The 19,709-nt window shown below is 46.3% G+C and carries 17 protein-coding genes; 13 read left to right on the forward strand and 4 right to left on the reverse strand.

Annotated elements, in window-relative coordinates; genetic code table 11:
- Nucleotides 1–21 precede the first annotated feature (21 nt).
- Complete coding sequence (gene prfA, locus A7981_RS01375; RefSeq protein ID WP_067262931.1) at nucleotides 22–1,104, reverse strand: peptide chain release factor 1; 1,083 nt, start codon at nucleotides 1,102–1,104, stop codon at nucleotides 22–24.
- Between the two features lie 13 nt (nucleotides 1,105–1,117).
- A complete protein-coding gene (gene hemA / locus A7981_RS01380; RefSeq protein WP_067262934.1) occupies nucleotides 1,118–2,365 on the reverse strand; it encodes a glutamyl-tRNA reductase in 1,248 nt (415 codons plus the stop codon).
- A 199-nt stretch (nucleotides 2,366–2,564) separates the two neighbouring features.
- Between hemA and rpe the strand changes: the two genes are divergently transcribed.
- The 8 genes from rpe to hemB all read left to right on the forward strand — a co-directional run bounded on the left by rpe (nucleotide 2,565) and on the right by hemB (nucleotide 11,469).
- The gene (gene rpe / locus A7981_RS01385; RefSeq protein WP_067262937.1) at nucleotides 2,565–3,269 is read left to right on the forward strand and encodes a ribulose-phosphate 3-epimerase; all 705 of its coding nucleotides are present in this window, start codon (nucleotides 2,565–2,567) and stop codon (nucleotides 3,267–3,269) included.
- 122 nt (nucleotides 3,270–3,391) lie between these two features.
- Nucleotides 3,392–4,879 (forward strand): anthranilate synthase component I, encoded by a 1,488-nt coding sequence (gene trpE / locus A7981_RS01390; RefSeq protein ID WP_067262940.1) that lies wholly within the window; start codon nucleotides 3,392–3,394, stop codon nucleotides 4,877–4,879.
- A 1-nt stretch (nucleotide 4,880) separates the two neighbouring features.
- Nucleotides 4,881–7,469 carry an EAL domain-containing protein gene (locus A7981_RS01395; protein ID WP_067262943.1) on the forward strand — a complete coding sequence of 863 codons (2,589 nt, stop codon included), beginning with the start codon at nucleotides 4,881–4,883 and terminating at the stop codon, nucleotides 7,467–7,469.
- A gap of 96 nt (nucleotides 7,470–7,565) precedes the next feature.
- Nucleotides 7,566–8,132 (forward strand): aminodeoxychorismate/anthranilate synthase component II, encoded by a 567-nt coding sequence (gene pabA, locus A7981_RS01400; protein ID WP_067262946.1) that lies wholly within the window; start codon nucleotides 7,566–7,568, stop codon nucleotides 8,130–8,132.
- Complete coding sequence (trpD, locus tag A7981_RS01405; RefSeq protein ID WP_174545129.1) at nucleotides 8,132–9,154, forward strand: anthranilate phosphoribosyltransferase; 1,023 nt, start codon at nucleotides 8,132–8,134, stop codon at nucleotides 9,152–9,154. Before pabA ends, trpD begins: the two co-directional genes overlap by 1 nt.
- Before the next feature lie 10 nt (nucleotides 9,155–9,164).
- Nucleotides 9,165–9,635 (forward strand): DUF3465 domain-containing protein, encoded by a 471-nt coding sequence (locus A7981_RS01410; RefSeq protein ID WP_067262952.1) that lies wholly within the window; start codon nucleotides 9,165–9,167, stop codon nucleotides 9,633–9,635.
- A gap of 38 nt (nucleotides 9,636–9,673) precedes the next feature.
- A complete protein-coding gene (gene trpC / locus A7981_RS01415) occupies nucleotides 9,674–10,462 on the forward strand; it encodes an indole-3-glycerol phosphate synthase TrpC (protein ID WP_067262955.1) in 789 nt (262 codons plus the stop codon).
- Between the two features lie 8 nt (nucleotides 10,463–10,470).
- Entirely contained in the window at nucleotides 10,471–11,469 is a 999-nt protein-coding gene (hemB, locus tag A7981_RS01420; RefSeq protein ID WP_067262957.1) for a porphobilinogen synthase, read from the forward strand.
- Here the strand turns inward: hemB and A7981_RS01425 are convergent.
- On the reverse strand, nucleotides 11,438–12,124 hold the full coding sequence (locus A7981_RS01425) for a hypothetical protein (protein ID WP_067262960.1): 687 nt from the start codon (nucleotides 12,122–12,124) through the stop codon (nucleotides 11,438–11,440). The genes hemB and A7981_RS01425 overlap by 32 nt on opposite strands.
- Before the next feature lie 26 nt (nucleotides 12,125–12,150).
- Entirely contained in the window at nucleotides 12,151–14,508 is a 2,358-nt protein-coding gene (locus A7981_RS01430) for a penicillin-binding protein 1A (protein ID WP_067262962.1), read from the reverse strand.
- Between the two features lie 166 nt (nucleotides 14,509–14,674).
- On the opposite strand from A7981_RS01430, the gene A7981_RS01435 reads away from it, so the two are divergent.
- From A7981_RS01435 to pilQ, 5 genes are read left to right on the forward strand one after another with little or no spacing between them, the layout of a single operon-like run.
- Nucleotides 14,675–15,748, forward strand: a complete 1,074-nt coding sequence (locus A7981_RS01435; RefSeq protein ID WP_067262965.1) for a pilus assembly protein PilM — start codon at nucleotides 14,675–14,677, stop codon at nucleotides 15,746–15,748.
- Entirely contained in the window at nucleotides 15,745–16,338 is a 594-nt protein-coding gene (locus A7981_RS01440; RefSeq protein ID WP_067262967.1) for a PilN domain-containing protein, read from the forward strand. The genes A7981_RS01435 and A7981_RS01440 overlap by 4 nt, the downstream gene beginning before the upstream one ends.
- Nucleotides 16,335–16,985, forward strand: a complete 651-nt coding sequence (locus A7981_RS01445) for a type 4a pilus biogenesis protein PilO (protein WP_067262969.1) — start codon at nucleotides 16,335–16,337, stop codon at nucleotides 16,983–16,985. The genes A7981_RS01440 and A7981_RS01445 overlap by 4 nt, the downstream gene beginning before the upstream one ends.
- A 53-nt stretch (nucleotides 16,986–17,038) precedes the next feature.
- A complete protein-coding gene (locus A7981_RS01450) occupies nucleotides 17,039–17,545 on the forward strand; it encodes a pilus assembly protein PilP (RefSeq protein ID WP_067262972.1) in 507 nt (168 codons plus the stop codon).
- A gap of 10 nt (nucleotides 17,546–17,555) precedes the next feature.
- Entirely contained in the window at nucleotides 17,556–19,652 is a 2,097-nt protein-coding gene (gene pilQ, locus A7981_RS01455; protein WP_067262974.1) for a type IV pilus secretin PilQ, read from the forward strand.
- Nucleotides 19,653–19,709: the final 57 nt, after the last annotated feature.

The raw sequence follows: 19,709 nt of genomic DNA on the forward strand, positions 1-19,709 counted from the left end.
AATCAATGCTGGCTTAAAGGCTTAATTGTCTTCGCCCAAACTCGCCAGCAAATCGGCCTGATGTTCTGCCGCTAATGCACCGATCAGCTCATCCATATCGCCCTCGGTAATCGCATCGATTTTATATAAGGTCAGATTGATCCGGTGGTCCGTGATGCGGCCTTGCGGATAGTTGTAGGTGCGAATACGTTCCGAGCGATCACCACTACCGATGAGGGATTTACGTTCGGAGGCTATCTTGGATTGTTGTTCGTTTTCCTGCTTGGCTTTGATGCGTGCTGCAAGCACTTGCATCGCCTGCGCTTTATTTGAATGCTGACTGCGGCCATCCTGACACTCAACCACAATGCCTGTAGGAAAGTGAGTGATACGTACTGCTGAGTCGGTCTTGTTGATATGTTGTCCACCAGCCCCAGAAGCGCGGAAAGTATCAATGCGGATATCAGCTGGATTAATAGTGACATCGCTGACTTCATCTACTTCAGCCAACACAGCAACCGTGCAGGCGGATGTATGGATGCGACCTTGTGTTTCTGTATCCGGTACACGCTGTACCCGATGGCCTCCGGATTCGAATTTTAGTTTGGAGTAAGCACCAAAACCTTCGATCTTCGCAATGATTTCCTTATATCCACCGACTTCAGAATCACTGGCTGACACGACGTCTACTTTCCAGCGCTGGCGTTCGGCATAGCGTGAATACATGCGGAACAAGTCACCAGCAAAGAGTGCCGATTCGTCACCACCAGTACCTGCGCGGATCTCAAGAAAGATATTGCGTTCGTCATTAGGGTCTTTGGGCAGTAGCAGTTTTTGTAATTCAATGTCGATCTGCTCGACTCGGACTTTTGCTGATTCGATCTCTTCCTGCGCGAATTCTTTCATCTCAGGGTCGCTGAGCATCTGTTGTGCTTCTTTCAGGTCAGCTTCGCATTGCTCATAAGCGCGGTATTGCTCAACGATTGGTGTGATCTCGGCATGCTCACGGGATATCTTGCGATAGTTATCCATGTTATTGGTAGCATCTTCACTACTCAACAAACGGTTAAGTTCATCTAGGCGCTCGCTCAGGGTGGCGAGCTTTTTTATCATCGAGGGTTTCATTGACCTGCAGACTTCATTGATTATTTAATTGATATAACTGGCGTAGTAGTGATTCCAGCTGTTCGTGGTTGTCGCCTTGCATATTACTCAGCGCATGGCTGGGGCCGTGCAGCAGTTTATTGGTCAATGCATTGCTCAAACTCTCGAGCACGAGGGTGGGATCTTCGCCGCGGGCAATCATTTTCTGTGCTTTTTCAAGCTCGTTGCGGCGGTATCTTTCAGCTTGATCGCGTAGCGCGCGAATCGTTGGTACAGAGTCACGCGTTTTCAGCCATTGCATGAAATTCTCTACACGTAGTTCGATAATCGCTTCTGCTTGTGTGGCAGCCTCCTGACGATTAACCAAGCCTTCTTGTACAACAGAGGCTAGATCGTCTACTGTATATAAGAATATGTCATCAAGCTCACCGACCTCTGGTTCGATATCTCTTGGTACGGCAAGGTCTACCATGAAGATAGGGCGATGCTTACGTGTTTTGATGGCGCGCTCCACCATGCCTAGTCCTAATATAGGGAGTTGGCTGGCGGTGGATGTGATGACGATATCGAACTCGCTTAATCTGTCTGGAAGATCAGCGAGTAATATCGCATCGCCACCTATGCCTTGAGCGATTGCATTACCTCGCTCAAGTGTCCGATTGGCAACGGTGATAGATTTTGGCTGGTGCGTAGCGAAATGCTCTGCGCAAAGTTCGATCATCTCCCCTGCACCGATAAACAATACTTTCTGGTTGTGCAGGCTACCGAAGATGCGTTGTGCTAGCTTGACCGATGCAGCGGCCATCGAAATAGAGCTGGCACCGATATTGGTTGCAGTGCGCACTTCTTTTGCGACAGTGAAAGTCCGCTGAAACAGCTTGTGTAGCAATGTGCCTAATGTGCCGGCATTCTCTGCGATTTTCACGGCCTGTTTCATCTGGCCAAGTATCTGTGCTTCGCCCAGCACCATGGAATCTAGGCCTGATGCCACGCGGAATGCATGTTTCACGGATTCTTGACTAGGCAAGGTGTACATATATGGCTGGATGTTTTGTGGTTGCAGCTTGTGATACTGCGCTAACCATTCCAGCGCTTTTTGCGGGTTCTCTGTATTGCAGTAAACCTCGGTGCGGTTGCATGTAGATAATATCGCTGCTTCATGGATGCCGTGCATGCTCAGGTCGCGTAATGCGTGGCCTAGCTTTTCATTCTGAAAAGCGACGTTTTCGCGGACATCAATAGGGGCAGTGGTGTGGTTTACACCCACAGTAAATAAATGCATCCGGTATTTTCCCGTATCACAGGCACTAAGGCAACAACTTCAATGGCAACAATGTCGCTTGCATCGTGAATATCATCTTGAGTGGGTGTATTGCATAAAACTTTGAATTTTCTAACCTATATCCATTCAAAAGCTGCCTTGGTCAACGAATTTTGGTTAAAATAGCAACCTTTATGTCTTTGTAACTATATTAAATATCATGGCTAAACCATTCAGAATCGCCCCTAGTATCCTTTCTGCCAACTTTGCAAAGCTCGGACAGGAGATCACCGATGTCATCACATCCGGTGCTGATATCGTCCACTTTGACGTCATGGATAACCATTACGTTCCCAATCTGACGATTGGTCCATTGGTTTGTGAGGCGATTCGCCCAGTGACAGATGCGATCATCGATGTGCATTTGATGGTGAAGCCTGTTGACCGTATCATCCCTGACTTTGCAAAAGCGGGTGCCAATATCATCACTTTTCACCCGGAAGCGTCTGACCATATTGATCGCAGCCTTTCACTGGTACGTGATAATGGCTGTAAGTCTGGCCTGGTATTTAACCCGGGTACGTCATTGAGCTATCTGGATTATGTGATGGATAAGGTCGACATGATTCTTTTGATGTCAGTAAACCCTGGTTTTGGCGGTCAGAAATTCATCCCCGGTACGTTGGATAAATTACGTGAAGCGCGTAAACGTATCGATGCTTACACAGAAAAAACCGGTCGTGAGATCTGGTTGGAGATCGATGGTGGTGTGAACGTTGCCAATATCGCCGCGATCGCTGAGGCAGGTGCAGATACATTCGTCGCTGGTTCCGCTGTATTCGGTGCGGCTAAAGATACTGACCCTAATCGTTACGACACGATTATCGGTAACCTGCGTGCTGAATTAGCCAAGGTCTCATCGTAATCAAAATGCCTTCCCCAATCTTTGAAAAACAAAATAGTTGGCGATGGTGGCGTAAATAGTCACCACATCGTTTGGCGCCGTTGAGCGCCGAAATCGCTAATTTAAGATTTTGGGGAATTTTCATGCAGCACACATTAAGTAAACAGGAATTTGAAGCCCTTGCAGGCGAGGGTTTCAACCGTATTCCGCTGGTCGTTGAGACGTATGCTGATCTCGATACACCGCTTTCACTCTACCTAAAGCTCGCTAATAAGCCATATTCCTACCTGCTTGAATCTGTTCAGGGCGGCGAGCGTTTCGGGCGGTATTCCATCATAGGCTTACCTGCAAAAACACGCATCGTGGTGCATGGCAACGATGTGAATGTGCTGCAAGATGGCAAAGTGATCGAATCATCTCGTGATGCCAATCCGCTAGACTTCGTGCAGGAATACCAAGCCAGATTCAAAGTGCCTCCGCATGAAGGTCTGCCGCGTTTTACTGGTGGTTTAGCAGGCTATTTCAGCTATGAAACGATTCGTTATATCGAACGTAGATTAGCCGCGACTAAAAAGCCTGATGCGATTGGTGTGCCGGATATCTTGCTAATGGTTTCAGAAGAGCTGGCCGTTATCGATAATTTATCTGGCAAACTTTATTTCATCGTGTATGCCAATCCGGCAGATGCGAATAGCTACGATAATGCTTTGGTGCGTTTGAATGGCTTGGTTCGCCAACTCAGAGAATCTGTGAATATCCCTGAAGCGACAGCGATGCAGGCAACCACTGCCAGCTCTGAATTTGGCGAAGATAATTTCAAGGCCGCTGTTAAAAAAGCGCAGGAATACATCATTGATGGCGACATCATGCAAGTGGTGTTGTCGCAACGCATGGCGCAGCCTTTTCTTGCGCCACCATTGTCACTTTATCGCGCATTACGCAGTTTGAACCCTTCCCCTTATATGTTTTATTACGATATGGATGACCATCATGTCGTTGGCGCTTCGCCTGAGATACTCGTGCGCCTAGAAGATGATACGGTCACCTCTCGCCCTATCGCGGGGACACGCGCACGTGGCAAGACGCGCGAGCAGGATATCGCCTTGGCTGAAGAGCTGCTAGCTGATCCAAAAGAGATCGCTGAGCATGTACAGTTGATGGATCTTGGCCGTAATGATGTCGGCCGTGTGGCACAAACTGGTACCGTAAAAGTGACAGACAAGATGACCATCGAGCGTTATTCACACGTGATGCATATTGTCTCGAATGTCGAAGGCAAGCTAAAACCCGGTATGCAGGCTATCGATGTATTAAAGGCGACATTCCCTGCTGGCACACTGAGTGGTGCTCCCAAAGTGAGGGCGATGGAGATCATTGATGAGTTGGAGCCCAGTAAACGTGGCATCTATGGTGGTGCAGTAGGCTACCTTGGTTTTAATGGTGATATGGATTTAGCAATCGCCATACGCACAGGCGTCATTAAGGATGGTATGCTCTATTCGCAAGCAGGGGCAGGCATCGTTGCAGACTCTGTTCCCGAGAGTGAATGGATAGAAACCCAAAATAAAGCGCGTGCAGTTTTACGCGCCGCGGAGATGGTACTAGCAGGTCTCGATAACAGCGAGGTTTAGCATGCCCTTACTCAATAGCTTGCGCTTACGCAGGCTGCTCGTCATCACGCTTGTCTATTTTATTATGGGCAAGTTAGGCCTCCTCATTCCCAATCTTTCACCCGGCGTTACCATGATATGGTTGCCCAGCGGCATTGCTGTAGCAGCGTTGATGCGCTGGGGATACTTCTATTGGCCAGCGATTTTCGTCGGGGCTTTTCTTGCGGATGGTAGCCAAACAGGCTTTGCCTATTTCTGGGTCTATTGCGGTATCGGTGTAGGCAGCACCGTTGCAGCCCTATTGACGACATGGCTGCTAAAACGCTTCAAATTCTCACCAACTTTAAACCATATCCGCGATATTGCCCTGATGGCATTGTTCGCAGGTTTAGGGACTGTGATCGCGGCGACCTTTGGTATCGGCAGCTTAGTCATGGGTGGCATTATCCCAACCACAGAAATCTCTGAATCATGGATGATATGGTGGGCAGGCGATACTGTTGGCGTATTACTGGCATTGCCAACTTTGCTGAATGTCTCTAAAGATAAATTGAAGCAGTTATGGAAGCAAAGCACACATTACCTTTTTTGGGTGGGTCTTGTGTTCACTTTGCAGTTGCTCATCTTCAGGTTTATTCATCCTGACTCGTGGCAATTCATGTTGCTGGCATTCATTGTATTGCCCTTGGTGATATGGGTCACGATGCGCTTTGGATTGATTGGCGCTGCATTGCTAGTGCTCGGATTGTCTGTGATATCAGTGTGGTCTGCCGCTGATGGGCAAGGGCCATTCTCGCAGCCAGACCCACATCAGACCGCATTAGAGCTCTGGGTATTTATGAGCACAATGTCTTTAGTTGTATTCCTCATCACCGTTTTGCAGGCGGAATGGCAGGCGAGTGAAAAAGCATTGCGAAGCAGTGAAGCTAAACTACGTGCGGTGATTGAGGGCGCGTTGGATGCTATCGTGACGATTGATGAGAATGGACATCTTGTCGAGTTTAATCCTGCGGCAGAGCGGATCTTTGGCTATCAACGCTCACAGGTGATTGGTCGCCCCTTAGCGGAGGTCATTATTCCGCCGCAACATAGAAAAGCCCATGCAGCAGGTCTTAGTCATTATGTTGCTACTGGCGAAAAAAAGATCTTCGATAAACGGTTGGAGCTCACTGCGGTGCGTGCAGATGGATCAGAGTTTCCAGTAGAACTCACGATCACATCGCTGGATAATTCAGGATTTCCGTTGATGACAGGCTTTATTCGCGATATCACCGAGCGTAAGCAGGCGGAACAGGAGATTCGTAACCTTGCCTTTTTCGATGCGCTGACGACCTTGCCCAATAGGCGCTTATTATTGGATCGTCTTGAACAGGCACTGAATGCGAGTAATCGTACTCAGATGCATGGCGCAGTGATCTTCATCGATCTGGATAATTTTAAGGCCTTGAATGATACGCGTGGTCATGCGGTCGGTGATCTGCTATTGATCGAGGTTGCGCAGCGCTTGCGCCAGTGTGTACGTGCCGAAGATACGGTTGCGCGTCTTGGTGGCGATGAGTTTGTGATATTACTTGAAGATCTGAGTACTGATATCACGCAATCGCTGGCGCAGGTCAAATTGGTAAGCGAAAAAGTACAGGCGGCAATCAATCAACCGTATTCACTGCAGAATTTCGAACACCATAATTCCTCGAGTATCGGCATTAGCACTTTCTGCGGTAATGATGTTAGTCCCGATGATTTGTTGAAGCGCTCTGATACTGCGATGTATCAGGCAAAGAACGCCGGGCGTAATACACTGATGTTCTTTGACCCTGCGATGCAGGCAAACCTGGAAAAGCGTATCTCTCTAGAGGCGCAACTACGTATCGCGTTAGCTCAGAATCAATTCCGTGCTTATTTCCAACCACAACTTAATTCAGAGAGAAATATCTTCGGCGCAGAGCTATTGATTCGTTGGGAGCATCCCCAGCATGGCCTGATTCTGCCAATGGAATTTATCCCAATTGCTGAAGATACGGGCCTCATCGTCCCGATCGGGCATTGGGTTTTGCAGCAAGCTTGCGAGCAGATACGGGCATGGCAAACCTTGCCGCAAGCGCAAAACTTGCGATTAGCGGTCAATGTGAGCGCGCGCCAATTCAAGCAAAGGAATTTTGTGGATGAACTGACGGCATTGATCGTAAAAACCGGCGCTAACCCAGAGTTGTTAGAGCTGGAGCTGACAGAAAGCACCTTGCTCGATAATGTTGAGGATACGGTCAAAAAGATGTTTGCTTTGCGTGCGGTCGGCGTGCATTTCTCTATGGACGATTTTGGGACGGGTTATTCGTCACTATCCTATTTAAAACAGCTGCCACTGACCCAAGTTAAGATCGATAAGTCATTTGTACGAGATATCGCGATTGATGCTAACGATGCGGCCATCGTGCAGGCGATTATTGGCATGAGCCAGACCTTAGGGTTAAGTGTGATTGCAGAAGGCGTAGAAACCGAAGCGCAGTTTGATCTGCTGAGAGAGTATGGTTGTAGGCAGTTCCAAGGCTATATGTTTGCAAAGCCTGCTCCGTTAGAAAACCTTGAAGCGATGCTACTGTCAGAGCGTGGGTAAAAACACGGGCTTTCGTTTATACGCGATTCCGGCGAAAATAGCAGGCTATTCGATTATTTTAAGTTGATCGCTCTGTAAAAAGAGCAAAGGCAAATTATGTTGTTGATGATAGATAATTATGACTCCTTCACCTATAACCTCGTGCAATATCTTGGGGAATTGGGGCAGGATGTAGTGGTTTATCGGAATGATGAGATCGATCTGGCAAAAGTGGCTGAACTTAAGCCGCGCCATATCGTGATCTCCCCGGGGCCATGTACACCAAATGAAGCGGGTATTTCGGTGCCGCTGATCAATGAGTTCGCCGGTAAGATCCCGTTGCTTGGCGTTTGCCTTGGGCATCAAAGTATAGGGCAGGCATTTGGCGGTAATATCATTCACGCCAAAAAGCTGATGCATGGTAAGACCTCGCAAGTCATGCATCAAGATGTCGGGGTATTCAAAGGGTTGCCTAATCCCTTCACTGCAACGCGTTATCACTCATTGGTAATCGAACGTGAGACTATTCCAGATTGCCTAGAGATCACTGCTTGGACTGATGATGGTGAGATCATGGGCGTGCGCCATAAGACTCTACCTGTCGAGGGCGTGCAATTCCACCCGGAATCCATCCTGACTGAGTATGGCCACGAATTGCTGGATAATTTCCTGAAAGCTTATTGATGGAAATGACGGTGAAGGCTGCATTACAAAAGCTGATAGAGCATCAGGATTTTACGCATGAAGAGATGCTCTCTATCATGCGGCAAGTCATGGCCGGCGCTTTCACTCCTGCGCAAATCGCGGGGCTGCTCATTGGCCTGCGTGTGAAAGGTGAGACGGTCGATGAGATCGCTGCTGCTGCGCAAGTCATGCGTGAGCTTGTGACGAAAGTGCAAGTCAATGATGATGCTTACCTAATCGATACATGTGGCACCGGTGGTGCTGTGAATAAAGCATTTAATGTCTCGACTTGTTCTGCTTTCGTTGCCGCAGGTGCTAACGCCAGAATCGCCAAACATGGCAACCGTGCTGCATCATCTAAAACGGGTAGTGCAGATGTGCTTGAAGCTTTAGGTGTGAATATCAACTTACAACCCGAGCAAGTAGCAGCCTGCGTAAATGAAGTGGGTATCGGTTTTATGTTTGCCCCCAACCATCACAGTGCAATGAAGCATGCCGCACCAGTGAGACGTGAATTAGGTGTACGAACGTTATTTAATTTGTTAGGGCCTTTGACCAACCCAGCTGGTGCCAAGCGGCAAGTGATGGGTGTTTTTCACAAAGATTTAGTACCTTTGCTTGCTAATGCGTTGCAACGTCTCGGTAGTGAACATGTGATGGTGGTACACAGTGCAGATGAGATGGATGAGATATCTTTCGCGGGTGATACTTACGTCGCGGAATTAAAAGATGGCGTGGTGACTGAGTACACGCTGAACCCAAAAGATTTTGGCATGCCGCTCCATCATGTTGATAGTATTCGTGTGGAAAATGCGGAAGAATCCAGTCGCCTGATTACATCTGTGCTCAATGGCGAACAAGGCCCGGCGCGCGATATCGTCTTATTGAATGCGGGTGCCGCAATCTATGTGGCTGGTGTCGAAAGCACCTTGCAGGCTGGCATCAAAAAAGCGGCTGAGGTGATAGATTCAGGCGCTGCGCTTGCCAAGTTAAATGCGCTGAAAAAGTGCAGTAACGCTTAGGCCGCCAGTTGTGTTCAAATTACTTTTGGTCATTGTTATTGCCGTCATCTACACGGCGTTCAATTACAAATCACTTGGATTAACTGATACCAAAGAACAGGCTACGCAAGCGTATGAAGTTACGCAAAATATGCGCTCAGGTGTTGCAGCGGCACAAGACATCCAAACCGCATTTGAGAGTCACATTAGTAATCTGCAGGTCAATGCAAAAGCGCAAGTAGTGAAAGTGTTGCCAGATGATAATGAGGCACCTCGCCATCAACGGTTCATTCTAAAACTTGATAATGGCATTACCCTGCTGGTGGCGCATAATATCGACCTTGCGCCACGAGTCGAGAGTCTAAATGTGGGCGATACCGTCGAATTCAACGGTGAGTATGAATGGAATGCAAAAGGTGGCGTAGTACATTGGACGCACCGTGACCCACAAGGTCGGCATGCCGATGGTTGGTTGCGGCACAATGGTAAAATATATCAGTAGATATTCGCAGGTAGATACGAAGAAAGTTTAGTGACGATATGTCCGACATTTTGAACAAGATTTTGCAGGTCAAGCAGGCTGAGGTCAGGGAGGCCATTGCCCAAAAACCGCTGATGCTTTTGCAGCGTGAGGCCATGAGTATGCCCCCCCCACGTGATTTCGTTGGCGCAATTCGCGCCAAGATTGCGGCTGGGCAGTCTGCTGTAATTGCAGAAATAAAGAAAGCCAGCCCATCTAAAGGGGTGATTCGCGAAGATTTCAGGCCCGATCAGATTGCTGCTAGCTATGCAGCCAATGGCGCCGCTTGTTTATCTGTGCTGACGGATGAGCAATTCTTCCAAGGTCGCCCTGAATATCTCAAACAAGCACGCGCAGCCTGTGATATCCCAGTGTTACGTAAAGATTTCATGATCGAGGCTTATCAAGTCTATGAAGCACGTGCAATGGGGGCAGACTGTATTTTGCTGATTGCGGCTGCATTAGACCTCCCACGTATGCGTATGCTGGAAACGATCGCACACGATTTGAATATGGCTGTACTTGTAGAAGTACACAATGCGGAAGAGTTGGAATTGGCATTGCAGCTTGAAACGCCATTATTAGGTATCAATAACCGTAACTTACGTACTTTTGAAGTGACGCTTGATACCACACTTGATCTATTAGCATCTATTCCAGAAGGCAAAATCGTTGTGACAGAATCTGGCATCTTCACTTCAGATGACGTGAATTTGATGCGCGATCATCATGTCAATACATTCTTGGTTGGTGAAGCTTTTATGCGCCAGCCTGACCCGGGTGCCGAACTTCACAAAGTGTTTGGTTAGGAGTTCTTATGGCACTCGGTCAATATCCACTCACCCGTCCTCGCCGTATGCGTCGTGATGATTTTTCGCGCAGATTAATGCGAGAGAATGTGCTGACGACTAACGACTTGATCTACCCAGTATTCGTGCTTGAAGGGTCTAAGCTCATCGAAGAAGTTACCTCGATGCCGGGTGTTAAACGCCAAAGCATTGATGAATTACTTAAGACTGCAGCCGAATGTGTCCGCTTAGGAATACCTGCATTGGCGTTATTCCCTGTCGTCAGCCAACCCTATAAAAGTTTGGATGCCAGCGAGGCATACAATCCTGAGGGCCTGATTCCAAGAACTATTAAGGCCTTAAAGGCGGCCTTTCCTGAGCTAGGTATTATCACCGATGTAGCGCTTGATCCCTATACGACGCATGGGCAAGATGGCCTTATTGACGGTAGCGGATATGTGCTTAACGATGAGACGATTGCTGTTTTGGTCAAACAAGCGCTTTGCCATGCTCAAGCAGGTGCAGATGTCGTCGCGCCCTCAGATATGATGGATGGACGTATCGGTGCGATTCGCCACGCTTTAGAGTCTGCGGGATATATCGACACGCGAATTTTGGCTTACTCCGCCAAATATGCCTCTGCATTCTATGGCCCGTTCAGGGATGCAGTAGGTTCTGCAGGTAATCTCGGTAAAAGCAACAAATATAATTACCAAATGGATCCTGCCAATACTGATGAGGCTTTAAAGGAAGTTGGGTTGGATCTGCAAGAAGGTGCAGATATGGTGATGGTCAAACCCGGTTTACCCTATCTGGATATCGTCAGGCGTGTAAAAGATGAATTTGGCGTGCCAACTTATGCTTACCAAGTCAGCGGTGAGTACGCGATGTTGAAAGCTGCGATTCAGAACGGCTGGTTGGAAGAAAAGGCCTGTGTCCTCGAGTCTTTGCTGGCATTCAAGCGCGCAGGGGCTGATGGTGTACTGACGTATTTTGCTATGGATGCTGCGCGCTGGCTAGCTGAGTAGAGCTTTCTGCCATCACACTTTCTGCGGCTAATAATTCCTGCAGGTCTTTGGTGTTGGCTTTGGTAGCATTACTGCCTGTAGTCTTGTTCTTGGTCGGTACTCGAATATCATCCAGCTCGAATATACTTAGCTTGATCAAGCCATTCGGCCCATCCAGTGTGAAGACTGGTACTTTCTTTCTGTCCTGTCCTTTTCTATCGTGGCTGCGCCTCTCGTTGCCAATACGATAAGATTTCTCATCACTCTCATACGGTATTTGCTGGTTCAGCAGAAATATTTCGACATCTTTTAGGCTATCTGCAAATAGATGAATATGCGTTTCTGCATAACTGCCCGCAGTACCATCCAACACAGAGCCAGTCAGATGTGGATTAAATCGTTCCAACAACTGCATCACCACCAGTGCATCTGATCGGAGTTGGCGTAAGGCTTGGGGTTGGCTATCACTGTTGTATATTTCGTGAAAAAGCCGAATCTCCTCCTCGATTTCTGTATTCGTCGGCAAGCAATTAGCATCCAATACACCCAGTTGGCGACCCGCTTTACGTTTTGCATAGGCATAGTCTGAGATACCATCTTCAGCCATCATGCGCGCAGCATGTTGTGCGACTAACTGTCGCAGCTGATGTTGTCGCCCACTATTATCCTTTGCCATGACACCCCTCTCAGGTATTTGCCTGTCTAGAAAAGCTGGTCCACCTTGGTGGGTTCTTGAGGATCTTTTTCTTTGGATGGTGAGAAGAATCCAGAGATCGTTTCCAGTAATGATTTATCAGGCTCAGGTGGTGGGAACTCATGATAGAAATACTCATAGATGCCAGCTTCATTATCTTCAACATGTGTCCCTTTTACCGGGTCAATCTTAATGGAATTAACACCCTCCGGTACAGTGTAAGGGTTGTCCGGCGTTCCTTTTAGCACAGGCGTCATGTAGCTGATCCATATCGGTAATGCCGCTTGCCCACCGGTTTCATTATTGCCTAGTGAGCGTGGATGGTCGAAGCCAATCCACGCCACTGCAACCTGTTTTGGGTTAAAGCCGGCAAACCATGCATCGATCTGGTTGTTGGTCGTGCCTGTCTTGCCTGCCAAATCACTACGGCCTATCTGGCGAGCCTTCGCTGCTGTACCGATTCTTGCCACATCCTGCAATATCGAAGTCATGAGGAATGCATTGCGTCCATCGATGACACGTGGCGCATCTTTTCCCGCGATTAAAGGTTTAGCCTGCTCGATCACATGGCCTTGGCTGTCGGTGATCTTGCCGATGATATAAGGTTTGACACGGTAACCGCCGTTGGCAAATATCGCATAGGCACCAGCCATCTGCCAAGGCGTGGCGGAACCTGCACCCAGTGCCATCGCCAAGTACGGAGGATGATCTTTCGGGGAAAAGCCAAATCGGCTGATGTAATCCTGCGCATAATTAACACCAATCGCCTGCAGAATGCGAATAGATACCATGTTCTTCGACTTTGTCAGCGCAGTACGTAGGCGCATAGGCCCTTCGTACTTACCATCAAAATTCTTAGGGTCCCATGATGAGCCACTACCGGTTTCTGCGGCACTCAGTGAGATCGGCTCGTCATTAATGATCGTCGCGGGTGTATAACCTTTCTCTATCGCTGCCGAGTAGATGAAAGGTTTAAAGCTTGAGCCGGGCTGTCTCCATGCTTGCGTCACATGATTGAATTTATTTCGATTAAAGTCAAAGCCGCCCACAAGTGCACGAACTGCCCCATTTTCAGGATCAACTGCCACCAATGCAGATTCTACTTGCGGCAGCTGGGCAATACGCCAGCTATCGGTTAATTTGACGATACGGACGACAGCACCAAATTTTATGCTTCTTTTTTCAGGGTCTTTCTCATTTAATGTTTTCTGAACCAACGCTAGTCCATCACCCTCAATCTCAATATTTTCCCCAGATTTTGAGTGAACGGTCACCGATTTTGGCCCGACTTTTGTAACGATTGCCGGAATCAGACCATTGAATGCCTCAATATCATCCAATGCTTTATCCATCCAGTTAACCTCGTGGTCAGTACTTGTATTGCTTGCCTGAACGACTTTCTCTGGCCCGCGATACCCATGGCGACGGTCATAATCCAGTATGCCTTGCAGAATTGCGGCATTCGCAGCCTCTTGATTACTCTTGAGTATGGTTGTGTAGACTTTCAAGCCGCTACTGTAGATATTATCTTGATAGCGCTGATACATCTCCTGTCTAACCAGTTCTGCCACATAATCTGCCGCTAGATCGCGCGATTGACGTGATGCCTTGAAACGTAAAGGTTCTTTTACCGCTGCCTCATAGCTTGGCTCATCAATGAAGCCATAGTGATACATGTTATATAGCACTTCGCGTTGCCTTTTTATGGCGCGCTTCGGGTTCACGAAAGGATTATATGCAGAAGGCGCTTTAGGCAGACCAGCTAACACAGCAGTTTCAGCTAAAGAAAGCTTATCCAATGGCTTACCAAAGTAGACTTGAGATGCCGCGGCAAACCCATAAGCGCGCTGTCCCAGATAGATCTGATTGATATAAACCTCAAGGATTTTATCTTTACTTAAGCTATGCTCGATCTTGATAGCAAGTAATGCTTCATTGATTTTGCGCTTAAAGGTTCTTTCGCTAGATAAGAAGAAATTACGTGCTACCTGCATGGTAATGGTGCTGGCACCTTCACGGCCGCCGCCAGTAATATTGTTGACTATCGCTCTTAATATGCCGCGCGTATCCACGCCGCCATGCTGGTAGAACCTTCTGTCTTCAATAGCCAGAACCGCAGACTGCATGTTTTTCGGGACATCTTCAATCTTGGTGAATGCCCGGCGCTCTTCACCGAACTCGCCTAGCAGATAACCATCTTCCGAATATACGCGCAACGGTACTTTAGGCCGATAATCTGTGAGGACTTCTAATGAGGGCAGTTCAGGGTATATTAGGGTCGCTGCCAGACCGACAAGTGCTGCGACAACCAATCCGAATACGATTGTGATCAGGATTAAGAACTGCCACCATTTTTTGGGAAACATTTGAATAACTATCTATGTGAAGTAATACAGTATGAATATACTATAAGTGTATGACCAAATAAAATAAAATTAAAAATTGCTTTACAGGGGTTAAACTTGTTGCTAGCATTTAATGTAAATTATCACTAATGTGCGTAACTACCCAATATAGAAAGGGAATTTCGGTTTGAAATTCGACTTTTTTTCAGAAAAAACACCACCACTCATTGGGGTAGATATCACATCTGCCTCAATTAAGATGGTTGAGCTGTCCAAGGGGAGCAAGGGGTCATACCACCTTGAGAGCTACGCTATTGCCCCGCTTTCTAAAGATGCGGTCGTTGATGGCAATATTGTCGAGCTTGAACAAGTCGCCGATGCCGTCAAGCGAGCCTTCAAATTATTGGGCTCTCGCGAGAAGCGGGTAGCTTTGGCTTTGCCAGCCGCGGCTGTCATTAGCAAAAAAGTCATCATGCAGGCAGGCTTACGAGAAGATGACATGGAGCTTCAAGTTGAAGCTGAGGCAAACCAATACATCCCATTTTCACTTGATGAAGTCAATATCGATTTTCAGGAACTAGGCCCTGCGCCTAATAATCCCGAAGAAGTAGAAGTGCTCATCGCCGCTTCGCGTAAAGAAAAAATTGAAGATCGCGTTGCAGCCGCAGAAGGTGCCGGCCTAAAAGTAACAGTCATGGATGTTGAAACATATGCCACGGAAGCCGCTCATTCATTAGTCGCTCAGCAACTACCAAATCGCGGCAATGAGCAAACCGTCATGATCATAGATATCGGCGCGGGCATCATGCACATTAATGTCTTGCACGATAATCAATCTGTTTATATTCGGGAGCAAGCATTTGGCGGCTCGCAACTCACTCAGGAAATCCAACGCCGCTTTGGGTTGACGCTTGAAGAGGCCGAGATCGCAAAAAGAAAAGGCGGCTTGCCTGAGAGTTACGAGCCAGAGGTTCTACAGCCGTTCGTACAAAATCTGGCATTGGAGGTTGCACGAGCGCTTCAGTTCTTTACAAGCTCCACTCAATATAACCGCGTAGATCATATTGTGCTTGCTGGTGGCTGTGCTGCCATACCTTCTGTAGATAGTATTGTGCAAGAGCGTACTCAGGTAAGTACGCTGATTGCTAATCCTTTTTATGGCATGTCCATAAGCTCTAAACTTAAGCAGCAGCAGGCTTTTGTTGATGCACCTTCGCTACTCATCGCATGCGGATTAGCCATGCGAGGTGTCTCACTATGATACGCATTAATCTACTACCTCATCGTCAGATTAAACGTGCAGAGCGTCAACGCGAGTTTAATCTTATGTTGGTGGGCACCTTACTTGTTGGCGCGGTATTAGTTTTTTCTGGGCAAGGAATTATCAGTTCAAGAATTGATGCACAGCAAAGCAGGAATGCTCGACTTGATCAAGCGATTGCTAATCTTGATAAAGAAATTAGTGTCATTAAAGACTTAAAAAGCCAGATTAGTACCGTGCTTGAACGTAAGCAAGCGGTGGAAGGACTGCAAACTAATCGAAGTCAGGCGGTCATCTTGTTAGATGAAGTGGCTCGCCAACTTCCAGAGGGCTTATATATTAAATCCATAAAACAAAAAGATAAGCTGGTGGTTTTGGAAGGTATTGCAGATACGAATGCCCGCGTTGCAACTCTGGTGCGTAATCTTTCAAGCTCAAATTGGCTTGAGTCGCCTAGTTTGGTTGAAATTAAATCGGTTGTAACTAATGGGATCAAGCAAAACGCGTTCACATTAAATGTAAACGTAAAAACTCAGCAGACATCTGATGACAATTCTAAGCCTAAAAAATCAAAGGGCAGAGCTTCATGAAATTAGATGACTTTAATAATATAGATTTTAAAAACATTGGTAATTTGCCTTTACCTGTTAAAGGGGTTTTGCTTGGTATTTTATTAGCGCTAATTGTAGCTGGTGGATATTTTGTCTTTTGGAGCCCATCGCTTGATGAACTTGCCGCAGCAAAAAACAAGGAAAGTGAGTTGCGTCAAGTGTTCCTCACGAAAAAAGGGCAGGCGATAAAACTGGAAGAGTATAAACAACAAATGGTCGAAATCGAAAAGACCTTTGGTGCTCTATTGAAGCAGCTTCCAGATAAGTCTCAAATGGATGGATTGCTCACTGATATTAATCAGGCTGGACTAGAACGTGGGCTCGAGTTCGAGTTATTTAAACCAGGTAAAGAAACATTGGCTGGTTTTTATGCTGAAATGCCGATTTCGATTAAAGTCACAGGACGTTATGATGATTTGGGGGCATTTGCGACAGATGTTTCAAAATTATCACGTATCGTCACCTTAAACGATATATCTATATCTCCAGTCAACATTAAAGATACTAAGGACAAAGGTGATTCATCCCTGTTGGTAATGGACGCAGTCGCTAAAACTTATAGATATCTTGACTCCAGTGAAGTGGCTAGTCAAAAAGCCGCTGATAAAAAAGCCATTAAAAAATAAGGGCTGAACAACAGATGCAAAATTCCTCTAATTTTTTGTTCTTTTTGCCAAAAATGGTACGGTTGCTGATACTAGCAACTGTATCGCTATTTCTTGCTTCGTGCGGGTCGAACAATCGCGATGACCTAGATCAGTTCATTTCAAATGCGGCTCAAGATATGTCTGTGAAAATTGAGCCTTTGCCAGAGGTCAAGCCCTATGTTTCGTTTGAATATAATGCTGACGGGGCATTGAATAATCCATTTAAATCACGTAAAGCGCAATCAACTGGGGGTGGTGGGATTCAACCTAATCTTGGGCGCCCGAAAGAACCTCTTGAGGCATTCCCATTGGAAAGCCTCAAATATGTAGGGTTGTTAAGTAAAGAAAAATTACAGTACGCATTGATAAAAACACCTGATAATAATGTTCAGCAGATTAAGATAGGGAATTATCTTGGGCAGAATTTTGGCATGGTCGCAGATATTACAGAGAATGAAGTGGTCGTTAAAGAAATCATTCAGGACGATTTGAGTGGTGATTGGGTAGAAAGAACTTCGCGCATTAATTTGCAAGAATAAGGGATGAGTGATGAGCCATAATAAATGGATAAATGCGTTTTCTGGATTGTTGGTCTTGATAATGGCCTGCGGATCATTGCCAGTGATGGCGGAGGATGCGCCAGAGCTAAGTAATAAAATCGAGAAGGTCGAGTTTTCTACAATGCCTGATGGACGAGTTGCTATTCGCATCCAAACTGCAAAACCCTTAACGAATATTCCACCTGGTTTTACATTAACCAACCCATCAAGAATTGCTTTGGATTTTGCTAATACAGCAAATGGTTTAACTAAGAGTAATCTACCTGCAGATCAGGGCGCTCTAAAGAGCGTGAGCCTGGCACAAGCTAAAGAGCGTACTCGTATGGTGCTCACCTTATCAAAGGCTGTGGGTTATAGTACGACGACTAATGGAAATGAAACAACCATCATTTTGCAGGCTAATGAAATCAATGCAGAAAAAACTGCTGAGGTTACTCGATTTGCAGAAGTAAAAGCCGGGGATGTACAGCATTCATTAAGAAATATAGATTTTACTAGAGGCAAAAACGGTGAAGGTCGTATTTTAGTTGACCTATCAGATGCAGCTGCGGGGATTGATATTCGCCAACAAGGAAAAACTGTCGTCGTCGATTTTATTAATACTGATATTCCTGCCAATCTGCAACGTCGTCTAAACGTGATTAATTTTAATACGCCCGTTCTCTATGTAGATGCAATGAAGCAAGGTAAAAATAGCCGGTTGATCATTGAGCCTCAAGGTAATTGGGAGCAATCTGCATATCAAACTGATAAGAAATTTATTATAGATATCAGGCCGATTATTGAGGATCCAAATAAGTTGGTGCAAGGTAGTAAAACAGGCTACGCCGGTGAGAAGTTGTCACTTAATTTTCAGAATATAGATGTGCGTTCTGTATTACAGGTTATTGCTGATTTCACGGGGCTTAATATCATTACTAGTGATTCAGTAACAGGGAATCTGACATTGCGTCTGAAAGATGTGCCCTGGGACCAAGCTCTGGATATTATCATGCAGAGCAAGGGATTAACGCAACGAAAAACGGGGAATGTTGTGTTGATTGCACCGCTAGATGAGGTGACGGCTAAGGAGAAGTTGCAACTAGAAGCAAACCAGCAGATAGAAGATCTTGAGGCATTACGTACCGAAGTATTCACCTTGAAATATCAAAAGGCAGATAACTTCAAAACAATTCTAACTGACGATAAGCAGCGAATATTGTCAAAGCGAGGGAGTGCGGTTATTGACCCTAGAACAAATACATTATTCGTCCAAGATACAGCTAAGCATCTTGAAGATATTCAACGGATTATTAATAAAATAGATATTCCTGTTAAGCAGGTGATGATTGAATCGAGGCTTGTGATTGCCGACGAAAAGTTTGGCCGTACATTGGGTGCTAAACTAGGTATTAAACAAGCTAATACTGGGTCAGATGGTGGATATGGAATTAGCAGTACTTCCACAAATGCCCAAGCGATTGCGACAGGCGCTTCTGTTACAGGGTCTCAAGATTTGAATGTAAACTTACCTGTGTCTAGCGCGTTTGGTAGCCTAGGTTTTAGTTTGTTTAGACTTCCTGCAAACTTTTTGTTAAATCTTGAGCTTTCAGCTTTGGAAACAGATAAACGAGGTAAGGTTATTTCTAGCCCACGTGTTACAACGGCGAATCAACAAAAAGCACTGATCGAGCAGGGTGTTCAAATTCCATATATTACGCCAGCTTCTGCAGCTAGTACTACACCTGCTGTGGCATTTAAGTCTGCGGTATTAAGTTTGGCTGTAACCCCGCAAATCACGCCTGACGATAAGGTGATTATGGACCTTGAAGTTAAGAAAGACCGAGTGGGTCAAATATTTAGTGGGGTTCCCTCTATTGATACACAGCGTGTACAGACGCAGGTCTTGGTATCAAATGGTGAAACGGCTGTGCTGGGTGGGATATTTGAACAAACTGAACGTAACGACGTTGAAAAAGTACCGTTCTTTGGGAATCTGCCGGTGCTTGGTAACTTGTTTAAACGTACTACCCGTCAAAATGATAAAACTGAGTTGTTGATCTTTATCACACCTAAGATTCTTGATGAAAATCTTAATGTTCGATAGTCATATCTGACAGCACGCTAGTATTGCCTTAAAATGCCTATCATGGAAATGATAGGC

It is taken from the genome of Methylovorus sp. MM2 (assembly GCF_001648895.1).
In the GTDB taxonomy this organism is placed as follows: Bacteria; Pseudomonadota; Gammaproteobacteria; order Burkholderiales; family Methylophilaceae; genus MM1.

Bases quoted from the DNA above. Each gene is read 5' to 3' on its own strand.
- hemA (WP_067262934.1), bottom strand. From the start codon at position 2,365: ATGCATTTATTTACTGTGGGTGTAAACCACACCACTGCCCCTATTGAT.
- pabA (WP_067262946.1), top strand. From the start codon at position 7,566: ATGTTGTTGATGATAGATAATTATGACTCCTTCACCTATAACCTCGTG.
- A7981_RS01430 (WP_067262962.1), bottom strand. From the start codon at position 14,508: ATGTTTCCCAAAAAATGGTGGCAGTTCTTAATCCTGATCACAATCGTA.
- A7981_RS01440 (WP_067262967.1), top strand. From the start codon at position 15,745: ATGATACGCATTAATCTACTACCTCATCGTCAGATTAAACGTGCAGAG.
- trpC (WP_067262955.1), top strand. From the start codon at position 9,674: ATGTCCGACATTTTGAACAAGATTTTGCAGGTCAAGCAGGCTGAGGTC.
- prfA (WP_067262931.1), bottom strand. From the start codon at position 1,104: ATGAAACCCTCGATGATAAAAAAGCTCGCCACCCTGAGCGAGCGCCTA.
- A7981_RS01425 (WP_067262960.1), bottom strand. From the start codon at position 12,124: ATGGCAAAGGATAATAGTGGGCGACAACATCAGCTGCGACAGTTAGTC.
- A7981_RS01395 (WP_067262943.1), top strand. From the start codon at position 4,881: ATGCCCTTACTCAATAGCTTGCGCTTACGCAGGCTGCTCGTCATCACG.
- trpE (WP_067262940.1), top strand. From the start codon at position 3,392: ATGCAGCACACATTAAGTAAACAGGAATTTGAAGCCCTTGCAGGCGAG.
- hemB (WP_067262957.1), top strand. From the start codon at position 10,471: ATGGCACTCGGTCAATATCCACTCACCCGTCCTCGCCGTATGCGTCGT.
- A7981_RS01450 (WP_067262972.1), top strand. From the start codon at position 17,039: ATGGTACGGTTGCTGATACTAGCAACTGTATCGCTATTTCTTGCTTCG.
- trpD (WP_174545129.1), top strand. From the start codon at position 8,132: ATGGAAATGACGGTGAAGGCTGCATTACAAAAGCTGATAGAGCATCAG.
- A7981_RS01445 (WP_067262969.1), top strand. From the start codon at position 16,335: ATGAAATTAGATGACTTTAATAATATAGATTTTAAAAACATTGGTAAT.
- pilQ (WP_067262974.1), top strand. From the start codon at position 17,556: ATGAGCCATAATAAATGGATAAATGCGTTTTCTGGATTGTTGGTCTTG.
- rpe (WP_067262937.1), top strand. From the start codon at position 2,565: ATGGCTAAACCATTCAGAATCGCCCCTAGTATCCTTTCTGCCAACTTT.